This is a genomic window from Rhodoferax sp. (assembly GCF_028689305.1).
In the GTDB taxonomy this organism is placed as follows: Bacteria; Pseudomonadota; Gammaproteobacteria; order Burkholderiales; family Burkholderiaceae_C; genus Rhodoferax.
In genome coordinates, this window is the sequence record NZ_JAQTWM010000037.1 from 14,337 (window position 1) to 32,706 (window position 18,370).

19 protein-coding genes and 1 pseudogene are annotated in these 18,370 nt (G+C 63.0%); 6 read left to right on the plus strand and 14 right to left on the minus strand.

What is annotated here, in order from left to right; all coding sequences use genetic code 11:
* Positions 1 to 239: 239 nt before the first annotated feature.
* Genes PHW99_RS09490 through dctP form a run of 4 tightly spaced genes read right to left on the minus strand, consistent with a single transcriptional unit; the run spans position 240 to position 4,027 of the window.
* A complete protein-coding gene (locus PHW99_RS09490; protein ID WP_300176190.1) occupies positions 240 to 1,184 on the minus strand; it encodes an alpha/beta fold hydrolase in 945 nt (314 codons plus the stop codon).
* Positions 1,181 to 2,494 (minus strand): TRAP transporter large permease, encoded by a 1,314-nt coding sequence (locus PHW99_RS09495; RefSeq protein WP_300176193.1) that lies wholly within the window; start codon positions 2,492 to 2,494, stop codon positions 1,181 to 1,183. Before PHW99_RS09495 ends, PHW99_RS09490 begins: the two co-directional genes overlap by 4 nt.
* 3 nt (positions 2,495 to 2,497) lie before the next feature.
* Positions 2,498 to 3,004, minus strand: a complete 507-nt coding sequence (locus PHW99_RS09500) for a TRAP transporter small permease (protein ID WP_300176196.1) — start codon at positions 3,002 to 3,004, stop codon at positions 2,498 to 2,500.
* Between the two features lie 3 nt (positions 3,005 to 3,007).
* Positions 3,008 to 4,027, minus strand: a complete 1,020-nt coding sequence (dctP, locus tag PHW99_RS09505; RefSeq protein ID WP_300176199.1) for a TRAP transporter substrate-binding protein DctP — start codon at positions 4,025 to 4,027, stop codon at positions 3,008 to 3,010.
* A 76-nt stretch (positions 4,028 to 4,103) separates the two neighbouring features.
* On the opposite strand from dctP, the gene PHW99_RS09510 reads away from it, so the two are divergent.
* Positions 4,104 to 4,583 (plus strand): MarR family winged helix-turn-helix transcriptional regulator, encoded by a 480-nt coding sequence (locus PHW99_RS09510; RefSeq protein WP_300176202.1) that lies wholly within the window; start codon positions 4,104 to 4,106, stop codon positions 4,581 to 4,583.
* Between the two features lie 186 nt (positions 4,584 to 4,769).
* On the opposite strand, the gene PHW99_RS09515 is transcribed toward PHW99_RS09510, so the two are convergent.
* From PHW99_RS09515 to PHW99_RS09530, 4 genes are all read right to left on the minus strand, one after another.
* Positions 4,770 to 5,207, minus strand: a complete 438-nt coding sequence (locus PHW99_RS09515; protein WP_300176205.1) for a nuclear transport factor 2 family protein — start codon at positions 5,205 to 5,207, stop codon at positions 4,770 to 4,772.
* The gene (locus tag PHW99_RS09520) at positions 5,204 to 5,935 is read right to left on the minus strand and encodes an alpha/beta fold hydrolase (RefSeq protein WP_300176208.1); all 732 of its coding nucleotides are present in this window, start codon (positions 5,933 to 5,935) and stop codon (positions 5,204 to 5,206) included. The genes PHW99_RS09515 and PHW99_RS09520 overlap by 4 nt, the downstream gene beginning before the upstream one ends.
* Before the next feature lie 3 nt (positions 5,936 to 5,938).
* The gene (locus tag PHW99_RS09525; RefSeq protein WP_300176210.1) at positions 5,939 to 7,111 is read right to left on the minus strand and encodes an ABC transporter substrate-binding protein; all 1,173 of its coding nucleotides are present in this window, start codon (positions 7,109 to 7,111) and stop codon (positions 5,939 to 5,941) included.
* A gap of 121 nt (positions 7,112 to 7,232) precedes the next feature.
* Positions 7,233 to 8,453 carry a LysR family transcriptional regulator gene (locus tag PHW99_RS09530; RefSeq protein WP_300176212.1) on the minus strand — a complete coding sequence of 407 codons (1,221 nt, stop codon included), beginning with the start codon at positions 8,451 to 8,453 and terminating at the stop codon, positions 7,233 to 7,235.
* Positions 8,454 to 8,806: 353 nt separating this feature from the next.
* Between PHW99_RS09530 and PHW99_RS09535 the strand changes: the two genes are divergently transcribed.
* The 3 genes from PHW99_RS09535 (at position 8,807) to PHW99_RS09545 (ending at position 9,939) form a co-directional block, all read left to right on the plus strand.
* A complete protein-coding gene (locus PHW99_RS09535; RefSeq protein ID WP_300176214.1) occupies positions 8,807 to 9,058 on the plus strand; it encodes a hypothetical protein in 252 nt (83 codons plus the stop codon).
* An 85-nt stretch (positions 9,059 to 9,143) separates the two neighbouring features.
* Complete coding sequence (locus tag PHW99_RS09540) at positions 9,144 to 9,374, plus strand: 4Fe-4S binding protein (RefSeq protein ID WP_300176216.1); 231 nt, start codon at positions 9,144 to 9,146, stop codon at positions 9,372 to 9,374.
* 34 nt (positions 9,375 to 9,408) lie between these two features.
* Positions 9,409 to 9,939: a chorismate lyase gene (locus PHW99_RS09545; protein ID WP_300176218.1), complete on the plus strand. Its 531-nt coding sequence runs from the start codon at positions 9,409 to 9,411 to the stop codon at positions 9,937 to 9,939.
* Between the two features lie 32 nt (positions 9,940 to 9,971).
* Here PHW99_RS09545 and PHW99_RS09550 read toward each other — a convergent pair whose 3' ends face one another.
* Genes PHW99_RS09550 through acsA form a run of 5 tightly spaced genes read right to left on the minus strand, consistent with a single transcriptional unit; the run spans position 9,972 to position 15,308 of the window.
* On the minus strand, positions 9,972 to 10,208 hold the full coding sequence (locus PHW99_RS09550) for an acyl carrier protein (protein WP_300176221.1): 237 nt from the start codon (positions 10,206 to 10,208) through the stop codon (positions 9,972 to 9,974).
* Positions 10,209 to 10,223: 15 nt separating this feature from the next.
* Complete coding sequence (locus PHW99_RS09555) at positions 10,224 to 11,468, minus strand: dihydrolipoamide acetyltransferase family protein (protein ID WP_300176224.1); 1,245 nt, start codon at positions 11,466 to 11,468, stop codon at positions 10,224 to 10,226.
* Between the two features lie 26 nt (positions 11,469 to 11,494).
* The gene (locus PHW99_RS09560) at positions 11,495 to 12,493 is read right to left on the minus strand and encodes an alpha-ketoacid dehydrogenase subunit beta (protein ID WP_300176227.1); all 999 of its coding nucleotides are present in this window, start codon (positions 12,491 to 12,493) and stop codon (positions 11,495 to 11,497) included.
* The gene (pdhA, locus tag PHW99_RS09565; protein WP_300176230.1) at positions 12,490 to 13,488 is read right to left on the minus strand and encodes a pyruvate dehydrogenase (acetyl-transferring) E1 component subunit alpha; all 999 of its coding nucleotides are present in this window, start codon (positions 13,486 to 13,488) and stop codon (positions 12,490 to 12,492) included. The genes PHW99_RS09560 and pdhA overlap by 4 nt, the downstream gene beginning before the upstream one ends.
* Positions 13,485 to 15,308: an acetate--CoA ligase gene (gene acsA, locus PHW99_RS09570; protein ID WP_300176232.1), complete on the minus strand. Its 1,824-nt coding sequence runs from the start codon at positions 15,306 to 15,308 to the stop codon at positions 13,485 to 13,487. The genes pdhA and acsA overlap by 4 nt, the downstream gene beginning before the upstream one ends.
* Positions 15,309 to 15,571: 263 nt before the next feature.
* On the opposite strand from acsA, the gene PHW99_RS09575 reads away from it, so the two are divergent.
* Both PHW99_RS09575 and PHW99_RS09580 read left to right on the plus strand, forming a co-directional pair.
* Entirely contained in the window at positions 15,572 to 16,000 is a 429-nt protein-coding gene (locus PHW99_RS09575; RefSeq protein ID WP_300176234.1) for an ATP-binding protein, read from the plus strand.
* A gap of 109 nt (positions 16,001 to 16,109) precedes the next feature.
* Complete coding sequence (locus PHW99_RS09580) at positions 16,110 to 18,032, plus strand: acyl CoA:acetate/3-ketoacid CoA transferase (RefSeq protein WP_300176237.1); 1,923 nt, start codon at positions 16,110 to 16,112, stop codon at positions 18,030 to 18,032.
* A gap of 54 nt (positions 18,033 to 18,086) precedes the next feature.
* Here PHW99_RS09580 and PHW99_RS09585 read toward each other — a convergent pair.
* Positions 18,087 to 18,370, minus strand: a pseudogene (locus PHW99_RS09585) (methyl-accepting chemotaxis protein); the annotation flags it as partial.

Below are 18,370 nucleotides of genomic sequence, written 5' to 3' on the forward strand. Positions count from 1 at the left end.
ACGGCACAGCACCCCCGCTACCTCACCGCAAAATGGCCCTTGCCTGATGCCGCATGCGCGTAGTGTGCGCCTTTCAACCCTGCCATGGCAAGAGACACATGTATTCAAATTGAAAGCTATTATTTATATAGCACAAAAAGCAGATAGCACCCGGGCTAGAGGCCATTTTGAGGCCTCAATTTCCCGAACATGACCAAACACATGATCGAGGTCAATTTCTGTCGGGCATCCGCGCAGAGTCAAAATGTTTCGTTAAGAAAATCGTTGACAACTGCCTGCAGTTCTCCGGCGGCCCGTTCTGCCTGCAGGAAGTGGCCTGACCGCCTGATCGTGACCCAGCGCTTATGCTGCGAACCCAACCGGGCATGCAGCAGGGCTGCGTCGGCCTGCGTCGAGGTCTGGTCGTCCGCCCCACGAACCAACAGGCATGGTGTGCGTATGCCTTCCGGTGCGTACAGAGGGCGACCGCTGAACACGTCGAACAGGTCATGCAAGGTACCGTTAGGCACCCGAAAGACATCTGACTGCGACGACCCCACGTCGGCCGCCAGTTCGTCTTGCATCAGGGCATCCAGCACCGCCGGGTCGCGGCGTTGGATTTCCTGTCCAGGTGGAATCTCCGGGTCCCAGCGGCTGAGCAAATCTTCACGTCGCACGGGACGGTACCCCCCCAGCTTTGGGTTGATGCGCTCGGGATCGTTCGGGTCTGACAGGACCTGCAGCCAGCCGACGTTGACTGTGCCAAAGAGCGGCGCAATCAGAATCAGACGCTCCACCACCTCAGGCGCATGCAGGGTGTAGCGCGCGGCCGTGAGACTGCCCCAGGAACCGCCGGCAAGTACCAGTTTCTCGGATCCAGTCAGTTGCCGCAGTGTGGCAACCACCTTGTCCACATCAAGGATCGCCTGCTCGCCTGTACACAGCAGCGGACAGTCCGCAGGTGACAACTGCATGCCAGCCGGGCGTACCGAACGCGCGTAACCAGTCAGGTCGCAAGCAAAACTCCACCAGCCTGCGGCGGCACAAGCCTCTAGCATCGAATAGCCAGGCACCGGGATGTCGAATAGCACCGAGGCCACCGTGGCGCCATGGACAAACAACACGACACCACGTGGCGTTCCCTCCGGTCTGCAAGCGCGAATGTGCAGACCATCTACTTTGAATTGACTGCGTGACAGGTTCATTTCAGTAACTGCGGAACGATGGTGATGATGCCCGGCACCGCTGTCATCACCACCATGCCGATGACAAACACCCAGGTGATGGGCCAGCTCGCATCAAACACCTGTTTGAGGGTGATGAGATCGGGCGCCGCGGCGCGCAGCGCATACATGGTGTAGCCAAAAGGCGGTGTCAGCGAAGCCAGTGTCATGTTGATCGAGAACTGGGTCCAGAACCAGATTGGGTCATATCCCATGGTTGACACCACGGGTGCGTACAAGGGAATCGCAACCAGCATGAACGCCAGCTGGTCGATGAACATGCAGATGATGAAGGGCACCACCATCAACAGCCAGAACATGATCTGGGGGTGGACGTCCAGCTTGGTGACCCAGTTCACCAGGTCGGTGGTCGCTCCTGTAAAGGCCAGCAACTGCCCGAACAGGATGGACGCGGCTACGATGATCAGGATCATGGTACTGATCCGGGTGGCACTGGCAATGGACTCGCGCAACATTCGCAGGCTCAGCTTGCGGTAATACGCTGCGGTCACAATAGAACCCACAACGCCGGTGGCGGCGGACTCCGAAGGCGTGGCAATGCCCAGCAGCATCAGGCCCATGACCGAGAAGATGATGAACAGGAAAGGCAGCAGGTTCAGCAGCGCTCGCAGTCGCCCTGTCCTCGGACTGCCGGCGCTGGACGCATCCTCACGCGGTGCCAGACCAGGATCGCGCCATAACATCCAGTACACATAGGTGATTGATAGCCCCGCCAGCAGCAGCCCCGGCAGAATACCTGCGACCAGCAGACCGGAGATGGACACATTGGCCATCGAACCAATGATGACCGCCATCAGGCTGGGTGGAATGATGGGCGCCAGCGAGGCCCCCCCCTGGATCACCGCGGCGGACAGCTTGATGTCATACCCCCGCTTGTGCATGATCGGCAACACGGAGCGGCCCAGCAACGCCACCACGGCCACCGCAGAGCCACATAAGGCGCCAAACACTGTGGACAGTGCAATGGTGAACACATAAAGCCGTCCCCGCATACGCCCGATCATCCGATCAACGGAATCGAACACCACTTCGACGGCGCCCGAGCGGAACAGGATTTCGCCCATCAGCACGAACAGCGGGATGGTGGTCATGTTCAGCGACGTGAGTGAATCCACCACGCTGTTGACAAACAAACCCGCACCTGAACTGCCAAAGAAATACCAGATGCCGGCACCATTGAGCAGCAGAAAGCCGAGATAGATCGGAACGCCGGTCAGCAACAGACCAACCAGGGCCAGCAGGCCCACCGTCAAAGCCAAGGTGGAAGACATGGTTCAGACATCCATTTCATGACCGGCCTGGGCGGTGCCGTGCCCACGAGACTGGCGTAACAAATGCAGCGCAGCATTCACCAAACCAAATGCCACCAGCGCGCTGAGCCACCACTTGGGAATAGCAAATGCCGCCACGGTGTCAATACCCTGCTCGGCTTGTTGCAAACTCACCATGACAAACACAGCTGCTGTGCAGCCCAGCACCACGGCGCCGGTACCCTGAATCCAGTGCACCGCGCGCACCAGCGACTGCTGCGGGAGCTTTTCCAGAAACGAGGTGATGGCGACGTGGCCCCCTTCGCATGTCACCTGTGGCAGCGCCAGCGCCACGCCAACGCAAAGCATGTATTGCACCAGGTCAGAGGTCCAGCGTGTAGGGGCATTAAATCCGTAGCGGGAAACCACTTCGAACAGATAAGCACCAAGCATCACGGCCAATGCCACCCCGGCCAGAGCAAAGGTGAAGCGAGTCAATGCGTCATGAAAACCCAACAACTTGTGGCGCATGGCTTATTTCGTGAGGTCAGCCTTTTGTGCAATCGCACGCAACTCGTCCGCGGCCGCACCGTTTTTGGCACGCGCGACTTCCCAGACGCCCTGCGCCCAAAGGGCCTCCAGACGGTCAGCGTCCACAGACGCAAACTGCGTCTCCTGCATGCCTCGCCGTTTCAGTTCGGTCAACTCCTCCGCGGCGAGTTCGTCAAAGCGCTTGACCACGCTGGACTCCAACTTGATGGCCTCATCCGTCAGCAACTTCTGCTGCGCCGGAGTCAGCGCATTCCAGGCACGCAGATTCATCAGCGCAAACAGGCTAGCCTGACCAAACACCGGGCGCGCGAGGTACTTGGCCACTTCATTCCATTTGAAGTCAGCCACACCCGTCAGCCCCCACGCCGCTGCGTCAATCACCCCTTTTTCGAGTGCGCTGTAAACCTCGCCCGCCCCCATGACGACCGGTGTGCCACCCAACGCCTTGATCATGGGATGGTAAGACACCGTGGCCCGAATCTTCATACCCTGCAAGCCTTGTGGGCCTTTGATCGGCTGCTTGGTGACAAACTGGAAGCCCTTGGTTCCGGTAGGAGTAATGGCTATCACCTTCAGGCCCAGTTTGTTGTAGTGTTTGTCAACAAAATCGAACACGCCACTGCTGCGACGTTTGGCAGGGTTGGGAGCAATGGCGTCCATCGACAGGCCAATGGCCGTGGTACCCGAATGGTAGGCCGGATGGGTGAACAGCAAGTCGAACGCACCGGCGGCCACTGGCTGGAACTGGTCGGCGAACGGCACCACCTCGGGGCCGTTGAGCCGCGACGTCATCTGGCCGGCCGAGGCTTTCTGCACGTTGTCCAGGTAGACACGAATGATGTCTCGAGAAAAAGCGATATTCGGTGCAAAACCCGACAGCACCTTGAGCTCACGGGTCTGCGCCTGAACCAATTGCGGCCATCCCGCACCGATAGCCAGCAATGATGCGCACCCGCCAAGCCATTGGCGACGCGAGGAATGATTGGCATTGAAAGTAAACATGTCTTGTCTCCTATTTGGTTCTTGATAGAACTATATTAGTTCACCAAAGAACTTTATGTCAACTACAATTTGAGACATGTCCACACACCGCCAATCCATCCTGACACGCAGCGAAATCACTGTGGGGTACCGCCTGAGTTATCTGGCGAACTTTTTTGTCGGGCCGTTGTACAGCGAAGTCACACGTCGCACCGGGCTGGCCCGATCCGAGTTTGTTGTGATCTTCTGCCTGAAACACTTGGGTATCCTGATGGCTCAGGACATTTGTGAAATCACCGGCCGCCCCAAAAACAGCATCAGCCAGGCGGTCACCAAACTGGTTCGTCAAGGACTGATCGAAAAACAGGTGGACAGCGCCGACGGACGACGCGCGCCACTGAAGATCACCCCGACCGGGGAATCGCTGTACACCGACATCATCCCGCTGTTCCAGCAACGAGAACAGGCCATGCTTTCAGTTCTCACCGACCGTGAACGTGAACAGTTTGAACGTCTGCTTGGCAAGCTGGTAATGCGAACCGATCACTGGGAACAGACTGAATCGCCCCGGGAATGAACCACCCCCTGAAGTTGGACGGTTAGCATCCCGCCAACTAGGCGGTGTTTCTCAGCCGGTAGGCGCATCTTTTTCCCTGGATATCATTCGGCACATTGCTTTTTTGCTGGTATGCGGCATGGCAGTTCCTGATGGCTATGATTCCCGCTCACCCATCCTAGCCAGCAGATAGTGGTCTGAATGCAGTCAGTCGCAGTACAAAATGAACTCGGCTTTGCGGCTTCGGATGCGCCAGCCGTCCGGGGTGTTTTGCATGACATCGAGAAACTCACCCACCTGCGCCATGGCATTGGCGCGGCGCCCCAGCGGGGTAAGCGGTGCACTGCGCTGCGTTGACCAAAGCAACACCTTGCAGCGGGAAAGCGCCGAGCCTGCCACCTCGTCAAGCTCCACCACGTGGTTACAGATCAAGTGTTGCGTCTGGCGATCCGGGTCACGAGCTGCGTAGGCCCGACCAATTTCCCCCGGTCCATGCAACACACTGCCATCGGGGCGCACAAGCACGCCATCAGGTAAAAAAAGCGCCGAAAAACCCATGGCATCACCACTGTCCACCGCCTCGACTGCGCGCAAAACCAATGCACGGCATTCGGCCTCAGCGGCCAACAACTCCGGCGTCTTCATGCCGGTGCCGCTGGGTGCTGCAGCCAGCGCGACAGACTCAGCGCCACGGCTTCAGGCTGCTCCATGGGCGCCATGTGACCGGCGTCGGCCACCACATCCAGCATGGCGTGCGGTGCCAGCAGCCGCATAGCACCATGCTGGACCGGGGGTGACCAACTGTCTTGTGCCCCGCACAACAACAGTGCGGGCATGGTGAGTGAGGCCAACACGTCCGAGGCATCGGGACGGTCCAGCAGTGCTTCAATCTGGCAGGCAAACACATCGGCGCTCTTGCGCGCAAACATGGCAACCACCGCTTCAATCAACCGGTCATCGCGCAGGCGGTCCGGGTGGACCATGCCTTGCACCCAGGTTTGCGCCATGGCACGCACGCCCTGCTTGCGCGCCATGTCCAACAAGGCGTGGCGTTTGGCGGCTTCTTGCACACCAGGCTCCCCGGGCGGGCGCGGCAGGTAGCCGGTGTCCAGCAGGGCCAAACGGGTCACGCGCTGCGGCGCCAGTCGAACCACTTCCAGAGCCACCCGTCCGCCCATGGAGTGGCCCGCCAGCGCAAAACGTTCACTCGGCGCTTGCTCAAGCACCTGGCGCGCCATCATCGTGAGCTGGTTTGCCAAGCCATAGTCAGGAACCCAGACACGAACGCCTGGGGGCAGGTACGGGTCCAGCGGCGCCCAGATGGCGGCATCACACATCAGCCCCGGCAGCAGAACCAGTGTTGCAGTCGTCATGGCTTATTTGGCGGCCTTGGCCGGGTCCTTGACGGAGGTAAAGGTCTGTACTTCGGTGTTCCAGAGTTGCCCGCCATTTTTTTCAACCTTGCGCACATAGATGTTATGGACCACGTCGCGGGTTTGCGCATCAATGCTGACCGGACCGCGCGGGCTCTCGAAAGACTGCCCTTTCATGCCCTGCAGCAAGGCGTCCTTGCCTGCGCCCTGGGTGGCTTTGGCCGCTTCGTAGATCACGTGCATGCCGTCGTAGGCCCCCACCGCCATGAAGTTGGGGCGCAGGCCGCCACTGGCCTTGCCAAAGGCTTCCACAAAACGCTTGTTGACGGCCGAGTTGTGTGCCGCCGAATAATGGTGGGCCGTGACCACGCCCAGGGCCACGTCCCCCATGGTGCCCAGAATGTCGTCGTCGGTCACGCTGCCTTCGGCGATGACGCGAATGCCGACCTTGTCCAGGCCACGCTCGGAAAACTGCTTCATCAGCGACACCCCGACACCAGCAGGCACAAAAGTGAACAGCGCATCTGGCTTGGCATCACGCACCTTTTGCAGGAAAGGCGCAAAGTCCGGGCTGCGCAGCGGCACACGCAGGGTTTCAATCACCTGCCCGCCCTGGGCCACAAAGCGTTGTTTGAAATAGGTTTCAGAATCGACACCGGGGGCATAGTCAGTCACCAGCGTGACCACTTTGTGGATGTTGTTCTTGATGGCCCAGTCGGCCAGGATGGTCACCACCTGTGGCACGGTGAAGCTGGTGCGCACGATGTAGGGCGAGGCTTCGGTGATGGCCGAGGTGGCCGCCGCCATCACCACCATGGGTGTCTTGGACTGGGTGGCAATTGGGGCCACCGTCATCGCCAAGGGTGTGAGTCCGAAACCTGCCAAGACCTGCACCTTGTCATTCACCACCAATTCCTGTGCCAGCCGCTTGCTGACATCAGGCACACCGGTGTCGTCCTTCACAATCAGCTGCACCTTCTTGCCCGCCACGGTGTCACCGTTTTGTGCCATATACAGGCGCGCCGCAGTTTCCAGCTGTTTGCCGGTGGAGGCAAACGGGCCCGTCAAGGGCAGCAGCAGCCCGATCTTGAAAGTGTTGTCCTGCGCCCAGCTGGCGCTCAGCCCCATGGCCAGCGTGACGGCTGTCAGCGCGCGAATGACGTTGCGTTTGTGCATGATTTGTCTCCAGGTGTTGTATGCATTGGCGCCAACCCGCCACGGGTCAGGCACTGCCAACAGTGTGCAATCTCCCGGAAAAAACGTCCAATGCAAAGGCCTGCTGACCTATGCAATCTGCTTATGATGTGCTGCTGCCAAGGGTTAGCCCCAGTTCGCGCAGGATGCCTCGCCACTGCGCAGCAGCGGGAGTGGGCAGGTAGTCGCTGCGCCACATCACGCCAATCTGGCGGCTGGCGTGCTGCACCGGTAGCGGCAGTTCAATGAGCAGGCCAGCAGCCACCTCACGCGCCACCTGGCGGGGGGACATCAACGCCAACCGATCACTGTTGCAAAGCATGGCCTGCATCATCAATGCGCTGTTGACACGCACCTGCTGAGCCGGCGGTGTCAGACCCGCTGCCTGCACCATTTGCGTGAACGCCAGCGCCGCAGGGGTGTTGGGCATCGGCATCACCCACTGGGCAGCACGCAATGCCGGCCAGGTCAGCCGTTGCCGCGCCGCCAGCGGATGTCCGGCGCGGGCCATCACAGCCAGCCGATCGTCAAACAGCACTTCCTGCACCAGGTCGGCCGACGGCGGCTGGCTGCGCAATGCGCCCACAACGCAGTCCAACTCGGCCTGACGCAACTTGGCCACCAGCGCATCAAACGTGCCATCAATCACCACCAGGCGCACTCCAGGCTGTTGCACCAGCAGTTGTTCCACGGCAGGAGCCAGCAACATGGTGGTGGAAAACGGCAGCGTGCCGATCACCAGTTGGCCTTGCATCAACGCCCCCGGCTCCACCCACTCTTCAACAGCCTGACGCAGCTCTGCCAGCGCCAGCCGACAGGCCAGCAACAGGGTCTCACCTGCCTCGTCCAGTCGCAAACCCGAGCGTGAGCGGATGAACAAGTTGGCCCCCGCCATGTGCTCAAGCTGGATCAGCGACTGGTGCACGGCGGGCTGACTCACCCCCAGTTGCAGCGCCGCACGCCCCTCGCTACCGGTCGCGGTCACAGCCTGCAATACCTGCAGATGGCGCGCGGCAACGCCCAGGGCCAACGGACTGCCATGCCAAAAAGAGACCACGCCACGCGAGCGATGCCGGTCGGCCTCGGCCAGAAACTGCAAGGCCCGTGACACCCGCAAGGCCAGCTGACGGCCACGCGCGGTGGGCAGCATGCCGCGCCCACTGCGCTCAAAGAGCGGGCACAACAGCGAGGCCTCCAGCTGCTGCACCGCCCGCGTGATCGACGACTGGGCCACATGCAGCAACGCTGCCGCGCGCTGGCTGCTACCTGCCTGCGCCACCGCAGCCAGGGCACGCAACAATCGCAACTGGGGCAGCAAATCCATAGGGGTTGATCCCGAAAAAAACAATACGGACATCACCCCAGGTTCAGGATGAGCGAACTATTTCAACATAATCCCCATGACTCGCCCCCTCCACCGAACGGCGGGAGAATGGCGGACGTTGAATTTTCATGAGAAATTGGCCCTTAGCCCGGACAAATCAAGCACAGTTTGCTATAATTAATATAGCAAACAAACAATCGAATGCTCAGCCTCAGAGGAGGCTGATCTGGAATGATGCCCGGATTGGAGCAGCCAGAATCACCGGCGCCGGTTTTGTCACAATCCTGTCCAAGCACCATGAATCGCCTGACCGATGGGGTGAAAGGTGACGTGGCACTGCAGGAGAAATGCACTTGAAGACAAGACTCGCCCTGGTGGCGTTGTTGTTCGGCCTCACGGGATGCAACAAAGTGACTGCCGAAAACTATGCCAAATTGCAGACAGGCATGCCGCTTGCCGAAGTGACGGCCATTCTGGGCAGCCCCCAGTCATGCGATGAGGCACTGGGTTTCAAGAGTTGCCGATGGGGCGACGACAAAAGCCATGTGACGGTCCAATTCGTCGCCGACAAGCTCGTGCTGCATGCAGCGAAAAACATCCACTGAAACCAGCCTCGCGTTGATTTCCGGGACGCCGCCCATCGGATGCTGACACCTGGGCAGCACCAAGCTGGAGCAGCGTCGCCTCGACATGAACCCCAAACGCCGTCCCCTGCCTGAGATCGACCCGCATCGTTGCACCGGATGTGGCTGGTGCATTGCTACCTGCGAGTGGCAATTGTTGACCCTGCAAGCGCAAGGGTGGCGCAAATTCTCAACACTGCATGACGCCGAGCGCTGTACCGGCTGCCGCAAATGCGCCGTCAAATGCCCATTCGATGCCATCCGCATGGTGACCCGGCAGTCGGCCAGCGACGAATAGCCGTCTCCCGGACATTGATCTCCCCCTGCCGCTGATGAGAACTTTTCCCCGCCCTGTTCATCCCCCTTTGCTGGCCTGGTTGCGTGCCGAAGGTTCCCTCACAGCCCGGCTGCGTGCCCATGGCCGTGTTGAAGTGGTGGTCCTGCAGCAAGGCACTCAAAGCTTATGGCCCCGGGAGCGGGCCGACCTGAACACCCGTAGTGGCCATGTCCGCGAAGTGATGCTGCTGCTCAACGGTCTTCCTGCGGTATGGGCGCGCAGCGCCACCCCCCATCGCGCACGCCAGGGGCCGTGGAAGGCGCTGGCGAACCTGGGCAACAGACCCTTGGCGGAACTGTTGTTTCAAAGGCGCCACATTCAGCGCGACCAGCTCCAGCCCCACCGGCTCACCAGACGCGGACAGATAACCGGCCGGATTCGCCAATCGTGGAACAAACTGCATGGTGCCACGCCAGCCAGCCCATTGCCACGTTGGGCACGCAGCTCGGTGTTCTGGCGCCAGGGGCAGCCATTACGTGTGCTGGAGGCATTGGCGCCATGGACGACGCAATTGCCTCTGCGATGAGCTGATCCGGCAGATGGCCGCAAGGCCGATGGTCAACGGGCCAGGTAGTGCACCAGGCCAGCGAGCGTGAACAGCCGCGGGTAGTCGGCCTCGGGGATGGAGATGCCGCTGCCCTGGCCCAGGCCGATGATGAAATTCAGGAAGTCCATGGAGTCGAGGTCCAGCGCGGCGCGCAGGTCCTCGGTCTCGCCGACGGTGGACAGGTCGGCCTCGGGGGCAATGCCGGCCAGCACGTTGGCGGCCAAGGTGCGGATCTCTGATGCGTTCATGGGCGCTCCTTGTGTTCAAAGGCGGTCGGGGTGTTGCAGGGCGGTGTCGATGGCGGCCAGCAACTGGCCACCGACGTGGCCGTCGCTGGCCCGGTGGTCGGCGGCCAAGGTGACCGACACCAGCGGGCGTGGCACGATCTGGCCGTCCACCACCCAGGGCCGCTGGACCACCCGGCCAAAGCCCACGATGGCCACCTGTGGCGGGTAGATCACGCCCAGCACGCTCTCGGCACCGCGGTCGCCCAGGCTGGTGACGGTGATGGTGGGGTCGGTCAGCTCCGAACTGCGCAGGCCGCCGGCGCGGGCGCGCTGCACCAGGTCGCGCAGCGCGGCCATCAGCGCGGGCAGCGTCTTGTGGTTGGCATCGTGAATGGCAGGGGCCACCAAGCCACCCCCGCGCAGCGCCACCGCCCAGCCCACATGGATCGCCGGTGATGGCCGATAGACGCCGTTCTCATAGAAGCCGCTGAGCTGTGGCACCTCTTCCAGCGCCCGGGCCGTGGCCTTGAGCAGCAGCACAGCGGGCAGCAGGCGGTCCACGGGCTCGCGCTGGCGGTTCCAGGCGTCCAGCCAGGTTTGCGCGGCGCCGAAATCAATGGTGCTGCCGAGGTAATAGTGCGGAATTTCGCGCTTGGAGCGCCCCATCGCCGCGGCGATGGCCTGGCGCATCTGTGCCGGGTCAAAGCCGACCCGCGGCTTGGGGCTGGCCAGCGGCGCCACCGGGGCGGGCGCGGTGGGTACGATGGACGTGGTGGGCGGGGTGGACATCGCCCGCGCCACATCGGCTAGTGTCACCGCGCCGTCCACACCGCTGCCGGACAAGCCGTCGACGGACACACCCAGCGCTGCGGCCCGGCTCCGCGCGGCGGGGCTGACTTTGGCACGCACGCGGGCCCCGGTTGCGTCGGTGGCCGCCACCGGCGGCGGGCTGGCGGCGGGCGCTGCCATGGGCGCGGCAGCGGGCGGCATGGGCGATGAGGCTGACGAAGGGACAGACGCTGGCGCTGGTGGCGCGGATGCCGGAGCCGCGCTGCCGCGCACGGTCGCCAGCACCGTGCCCACCGGCAGGTCGGTGTCCAGCGGTGCCAGGTTGTCGATCACGCCGTCCAGGAAACACTCGACGTCAATCGCGCCCTTGTGGGTCTCGACCACCGCCACCACGTCGCCGGCGTGGACCGTGTCGCCGGGCTTCACATGCCACTGGACCAGCTTGCCGGTTTCCATGTCGGCCCCCAGCGCGGGCATTGTGAAATCAGCCATGTGGGGATCTCCTTGGCCGGCCGGGTTCAGCGTGGTTGGACCAGCGCGCGCGCGGCCAGCACGATGTCATTGACGCTGGGCAGCGCCGCTTCTTCCAGATGCGCGGCGTAGGGCATGGGCACTTCGCGGCTGCAGACCCGGCGCACCGGCGCGTCGAGTTCATAGAGCGCATCCTCGGCCAGCCGGGCGGCAATCTCGGCCGACAGCGAGCCCGACTTCCAGCCCTCGTCGACGATCACCACGCGGTGGGTGCGCGCCACCGACGCGATGACGGTGGCCATGTCCAGCGGGCGCAGCACCCGCAGGTCGATCACCTCGGCCTCGATGCCATCGCCGGCCAGCGCCTCGGCGGCGGCCAGGCATTTGGGCAGGCTGTTGCCATAGGTGACCAGGCTCACGTCGCGACCGGCGCGGCGCACCTTGGCGTGACTGATGTCCACTGCCGTCACGCCGGGGTCCAGGTCCCCCTCGGCGTTGTAGAGCACGATGTGCTCGAACAGCAGCACCGGGTTCGGGTCGGCCAGCGCGGCGGCCAGCATGTGGCGGGCGTCCTCCACGGTGGCCGGTGCCAGCACCGTCAGGCCGGGAATGTGCGCATACCAGCCCTCCAGGCTGTGCGAGTGCTGCGCCGCCAGCTGGCGACCGCCACCCGTAGCCATGCGGATGACCAGCGGCACCGCAAACTGGCCGCCACTCATGTGCGACAGCGTGGCAGCGTTGTTCATGATCTGGTCTAGCGCCAGCAGGCTGAAGTTGCAGGTCATGATCTCCACAATCGGTCGCAACCCGGCCAGCGCGGCGCCCACGCCAATGCCGGTGAAGCCGTTTTCGGCCAGCGGCGTGTCGATGATGCGCTGCGGCCCGAACTCTTCCAGCAGGCCCTTGGTCACCGCATAGCAGCCACCGTATTTGCCCACGTCCTCGCCCATCACGAAGGTGCGCGGTTCGGCGCCCAGGGCGTCGCGGATCGCCTGGCGGCAGGCCTCGCGGTAGGTCATGCGTTGCATGGGGGTGGGTCCGTTCATGACACGTCCTCCTGGACCACGCGGTCCATCAGCACGCCGTGTTCCAGCGTGTCCAGCGGCTCCGGCGTGCCGGCCAGTGCAAAGGCCTCGGCCGCGGCGATCTCGATGGCGACGTCCGTATCAATGGTCTGCACTTCGACTTCGGTGATCTGGCCATTGGCCAGCATCCAGGCGCGCAGGCGCTCGATCGGGTCCAGGTGTTTCCAGTTCTCGATCTCGTCGCGCGTGCGGTAGGCCTGGGTGTCGAACATGGAGTGCGCGCGGAAGCGGTAGGTGCGGGCCTCCAGGAAATACGGGCCGTTGCCGGCGCGGATATGCGCCAGCGCCCGGTGGGTCGCCGCCTCCATCTGCACCGGGTCCATGCCGTCCACCTGTTCGGCCGGCATGCGATAGGCGTGGGCCTTGCGCCAGATGTCGGTCTCGACCTCGGAGTCCTGCAGCGGCACGCCCATGGCGTACAGGTTGTTCTCGCAGACAAACAACACCGGCAGGTGCCACAGCCCGGCCATGTTCAACGTCTCGTGGAAGGCGCCTTCCCCCACCGCACCTTCGCCAAAGAAGCAGGCCGTGACCGCCCCGGCGCGCAGGCGCTTGTCGGCCAGGGCAATGCCGGCCGCCAGCGGCAGTCCGCCGCCCACAATGGCATTGCCGCCGAAGAAGCGGTGCCGACGATCAAACAGGTGCATGGAGCCGCCGCGGCCCCGGCAGCAGCCCTCCTGCTTGCCCAGCATCTCGGCCAGGATGGCGTTCATCGGTACACCGTGCGCCAGCGCGTGGCCGTGTTCACGGTAGGTGGCCACCACGGCGTCACGTGGCTCCAGCGCCGCCATCACGCCCACGGCCACGGCTTCCTCGCCATCGTACAGGTGCAGAAAACCGCGGATCTGTTGCGCCTGGTACAGCGCCACGCACTTGGCTTCAAAGCGGCGGATGCGCAGCATCTGCCGGTACACGGCATGCAGGTGGGCGCGGTGGAGGTGAATCTTGTCGCTCATGGTGCCGTCCCTGGTTGGGTGCTGGCGTCAGCAGACGTCTCGGTACTGGGTTGTTCGTCACTCTCCAGCGTGGACAGGTCGCCCTCGGGCAGGCCCAGTTCGCGCGCCCTGAGCAGGCGGCGCATGATCTTGCCGCTGCGGGTCTTGGGCAGGTTGGTGCGAAAGTCGATGGCCTTAGGCGCCACCGCCGCGCCCAGGCGCTTGCGGGCGTGGCCCAGCAATTCGCGGCGCAGGGCCTCACCGGCTTCGAAACCGGGCTTGAGCGCGACAAAGGCTTTCACCACTTCACCCGCCATGGGGTCAGGAATGCCGATCACGCCGGCCTCGGCCACCGCCGGGTGCTCCAAGAGCGCGCTTTCCACCTCGAACGGGCCAATCAGGTGGCCGGACGACTTGATGACGTCGTCGGCGCGGCCGACAAACCAGTAGTAGCCCTCGGCATCGCGCCGGGCCAGGTCGCCGGTCAGGTACCAGCCATCGACAAAGCACTTGCGGTAGCGCTCGTCCTCGTGCAGGTAGCCGCGCATCATGGACGGCCACGGGGCTTTCAAGGCCAGTTCACCGTCAACCAGCGGATCGTCCACCAACGCGATGCCGCCGCCCTCGGTTCGGCGGGCGATGGCGGCGGTGATGCCGGGCAGGGGCTTGCCCATGGAGCCTGGCAGGATGTCCAGCGCCGCAAAGTTGGCGATCATGATGCCGCCGGTCTCGGTCTGCCACCAGTTGTCATGAAACGGCATGCCGAAGGCCTGCTGGCCCCAGACCACCGCCTCGGGGTTCAGCGGCTCGCCCACGCTGGCCATGAAGCGCAGGCGGGAAAGGTCGTGGCCCCGCACCGCGTCGGCGCCCAGCTTCATCATCATGCGGATCGCCGTGGGCGCGGTGTACCAGACGCTGACGCGTTCGCGCGCCAGCACGCCGTACCAGGTCGCGGCATCGAACTCGGCTTCAACCACCACGTTGGTCACGCCGTTGACCAGCGGCGCGATGATGCCGTAACTGGTGCCGGTGACCCAGCCGGGGTCGGCTGTGCACCAGAACACATCGTCGGCGTGCAGGTCCAGCGCGTAGCGGCCCGTCATCGCATGCGCCAGCACCGCGGCGTGCACGTGCACCGCGCCCTTGGGGCGGCCGGTGGTGCCGCTGGTGAAGTGCAGCAGGCTCATGGACTCGGGGTCGGTCGGTGCGATGGTGTAGTCGGGCGAACAGGCATCGACCAGCGCGTCCCAGCCATGCACGCCGGGCCCGTCCACCGGCTCGGCACCCACCAGGATCACATGGCGCAGGCCGGGCAGGCGCTCCCGCAGGCCCTGCACCTTGCGCTGGTAGAGTTCGGGCGTGGTGACCAGCACCCGAGCGTCCCCCATCTCGGCGCGGGTGGCAATGGGCTCGGGCCCGAAGGCGGAAAACAGCGGCGTCACCACGCAGCGTGCCTTCAGGGCGCCCAGTACCGCCATGTACAGCTCGGGCAGCCGGCCCATCAGCACGAACACGCGTTCACCGGGCAGCACCCCCAACTGCCCCAGTGCATTGGCAAAGCGGTTGCTGGCCTGCGCCAGGTCGGCAAAACTGAATTCGCGGCGCTCGCCGGTCTTGCCCAGCCAGCGGATCGCCGTCTTGGCGCCCAGGCCATGCGCCACATGGCGGTCCACCGCTTCATGCGCGATGTTGAGGCCGTTGCCGCCCGGCAGGCCATCAAGCCAGGGGCGGGCCGCCTCCCAGGTGAAGCCGGCAACCGTGGCGTCGTAGTCCAGCAGATGCGGGGGTACTGCCAGCTTCGACACCTGCTTGACGATGCGTTGAACCGGTAGCGCGCACATGGAATTCCTCCTGTGGCCTTGGCGCTGCGGGCAGCGCCACGGGCGTTCTTCTCGGGCTGATCAGTCAGACTGAAAAAATTCTCGCACCCTTGTTGCGTTTGTCAAGTGAGCAGCCAGCCTGCACTGCCCCGCTCTGGCAAACCACCAGCTAATCCAACTTCTTCTGGCTGCCTGTCACTAAAACTGACTACAGACAAGCTTGCAACCCTGCGGCACCATCCAGGCCTGCTTGCTTGCGCAAGCAACGACATCACCTCAGCTATATGAAGTTGCTGGCCACACTGCGTTTTCGCCTGGAGCCGCGGCTGGAGGCCAGTGGCATCAACCTGGTCTGGGAAGTGCAAAGTGTGCCCAAGCTGGAGTGGCTGGATCCGAAGAACGCGCTGCACATTCTGCGCATCTTGCAAGAAGCGTTCACCAACATCATCAAGCACACCCATTGCACCGAGATCACCGTGACTACAGCGGTGGATGGCCCGTGGGTGGTGGCGACGGTGCGTGACAACGGCTCAGGGTTTGCGCTGGATGAGGCGTTGACGCGCGGCGGCAAGGGCCTTGCCAACCAGCTGCGCCGGGCCGAGGCCATTGGGGCTGAAATTGACTGGACATCCAGTACTTCAGGCGCTTGCCTGAACCTGCGTCTGCCCATTCAAAAGACATTGATCCCCACGCCGCAGGATCCCCATTGGTGACGCAAGCACCAAGGAACAGACTTGAGCCAACGCAAATCTCCGCCTCCCTGCCGGTGCTAGCATGGACTAGGTCGGTATATACATATTCACCATGGCATAAGGGGTTTCCATGAGAAAGAAAGTTGTATCTGCGGCAGAGGCCATTGCCATCCTGCGCGACGGTGACACGCTGTGTTGTTCGGGTTTTGGCAGCAACGGCGTGCCGATGGAGTTGATTCTGGCTCTGGAAAAGCGCTTTCTGGAAACCGGCAGCCCGCGCGACCTGACGCTGTTGTTTGGCGGCGGCCCTGGCGACGGGGCCACCGGCGGTGTCAACCATCTGGCGTTGGAGGGCATGCTCAAACGCGTCATTGGCGGCCACTACGGGCTGGTGCCACAGATCGGCAAACTGGCGCTGGCCAGCAAGGTGGAAGCCTACAACCTGCCGCTGGGCGTGGTTTCGCATCTGTACCGCGACATTGCCTGCGGCCTGCCGGGAACCGTGTCCAAGGTCGGCCTGGGTACCTTTGTGGACCCGCGCCTGGAGGGCGGCAAGATCGGCAGCAAGACCACGGAAGACCTGGTCAGCGTGATTCAGCTCGGTGGCAGGGAGCTGCTGTACTACAAGACGCTGCCAATCTCGGTCGCCTTCATTCGCGGCACCAGCGCCGATGCCGAGGGCAATATCACCATGGAGCGCGAGACGCTAACCCAGGACGTGCTGGCCATTGCCACCGCCACCAAGAACAGCGGTGGTTTTGTCATCGCCCAGGTGGAGCGCATTGCCGAGCGCGGCTCGCTCAACCCGCGCCGGGTCAAGGTGCCCGGCATTCTGGTGGACTGCGTGGTGGTGGCACAAGCGGAGAACCACCCGCAAAACCTCAACGGCGCCTACAACCCGGCATTCTCTGCTGAGGTGCGCGTGCCGCTGGACGCCATCGCCCCCATGCCGCTGGACGAGCGCAAGGTGATCGCCCGCCGCGCCGCCTTCGAGCTGTTGCCCAACTCGGTTGTCAACCTCGGGATCGGCATGCCCGAAGGTGTGGCAGCGGTAGCCAATGAAGAGAAGATCCTGAAATACATGACGCTGACCGCCGAACCCGGTGTGATTGGTGGCATGCCAGCCTCAGGGGTCAACTTTGGCGCGGCCACGAATCCTGATGCGGTCATCGACATGAACCAGCAGTTCGACTTTTACGATGGCGGTGGCTTGGATCTGGCCTGCCTGGGCCTGGCCGAATGTGATCCGCAAGGCAGCATCAACGTCAGCCGCTTTGGCCCCAAACTTGCCGGTGCGGGGGGCTTCATCAACATCACGCAAAACAGCCGCACCGTGGTGTTTGTGGGCACCTTCACCGCTGGCGGGCTCAAGGTGATGGTCGAGGACGGCAAGGTGACCATCGTGCAGGAAGGGCGCGCGCGCAAGTTCGTGCAGAAGATTGAGCAGGTCACCTTCAGCGGACCGTATGCTGCCAGCACCGGGCAGAACGTGCTGTACGTGACCGAACGCTGCGTCTTCAAGCTCACGCCACAAGGGCTGGAGCTGATCGAGGTGGCACCCGGCATCGACATTGAACGCGACATCCTGGCGCAGATGGACTTCAAGCCCATCATCCACACCCCTCAAGTGATGGATGCACGCATCTTCCTGCCCGAGGTCATGCGTCTGAATGACACGCTGTTGTCCATCAGCCTGGTGGACCGCATGCAGTACGACGCCGCCAAGGGCACGGCCTACTACAACTTCCAGGGCCTGCGTGTCACCAACCTGAAGGACGTGCAGAACATCCGCCACGCCGCCGAGGCGCTGTGCAAGCCGATCGGCAAGAAAATTCTGGTGGTCGTCAACTACGACAACTTCCAGATCGACGAGGCGGTGGTGGACGACTACTCAGCCATGGTCAAGGAACTCAGCGACCTGTACTACACCGACGTCTCGCGCTACACCACCAGCGCCTTCATGCGCCTGAAGCTCGGTGCCGCGCTGGAGAGCCGTGGCCTGGCCGCCCACATCTTTGAAACGCCACAGGAGGCCATGGGTCAAGTCCGGTAACCCCCTCACCCGCTTCATGCGCTCACCCAAGCGATGTATTCCAAGGGAATGTGACTAGAAGGTTTCCCATTCCGAGTCATTGGTTCCCGTGGCAGCGGTCTTGGCAGCAGGTGCCGCCAGAGGTGGCGGAGCACTTGATGCTGCAGGTTTGGGGGTGCTGCTGGCACGAGCGGCGGCACCTTTGGAAACACCACCTGCACGGCGATCCGAACCCTTGAAGTTCGATGGTTTGGGCGGATGGGAACGTACCGCAGCAACCGGCAGGCTGGGGGTATGGTCACCCGCGCCCAGCTTGAACACCGCCACGGTCTGCACCAGCTCCTGCGCCTGGGACTTGA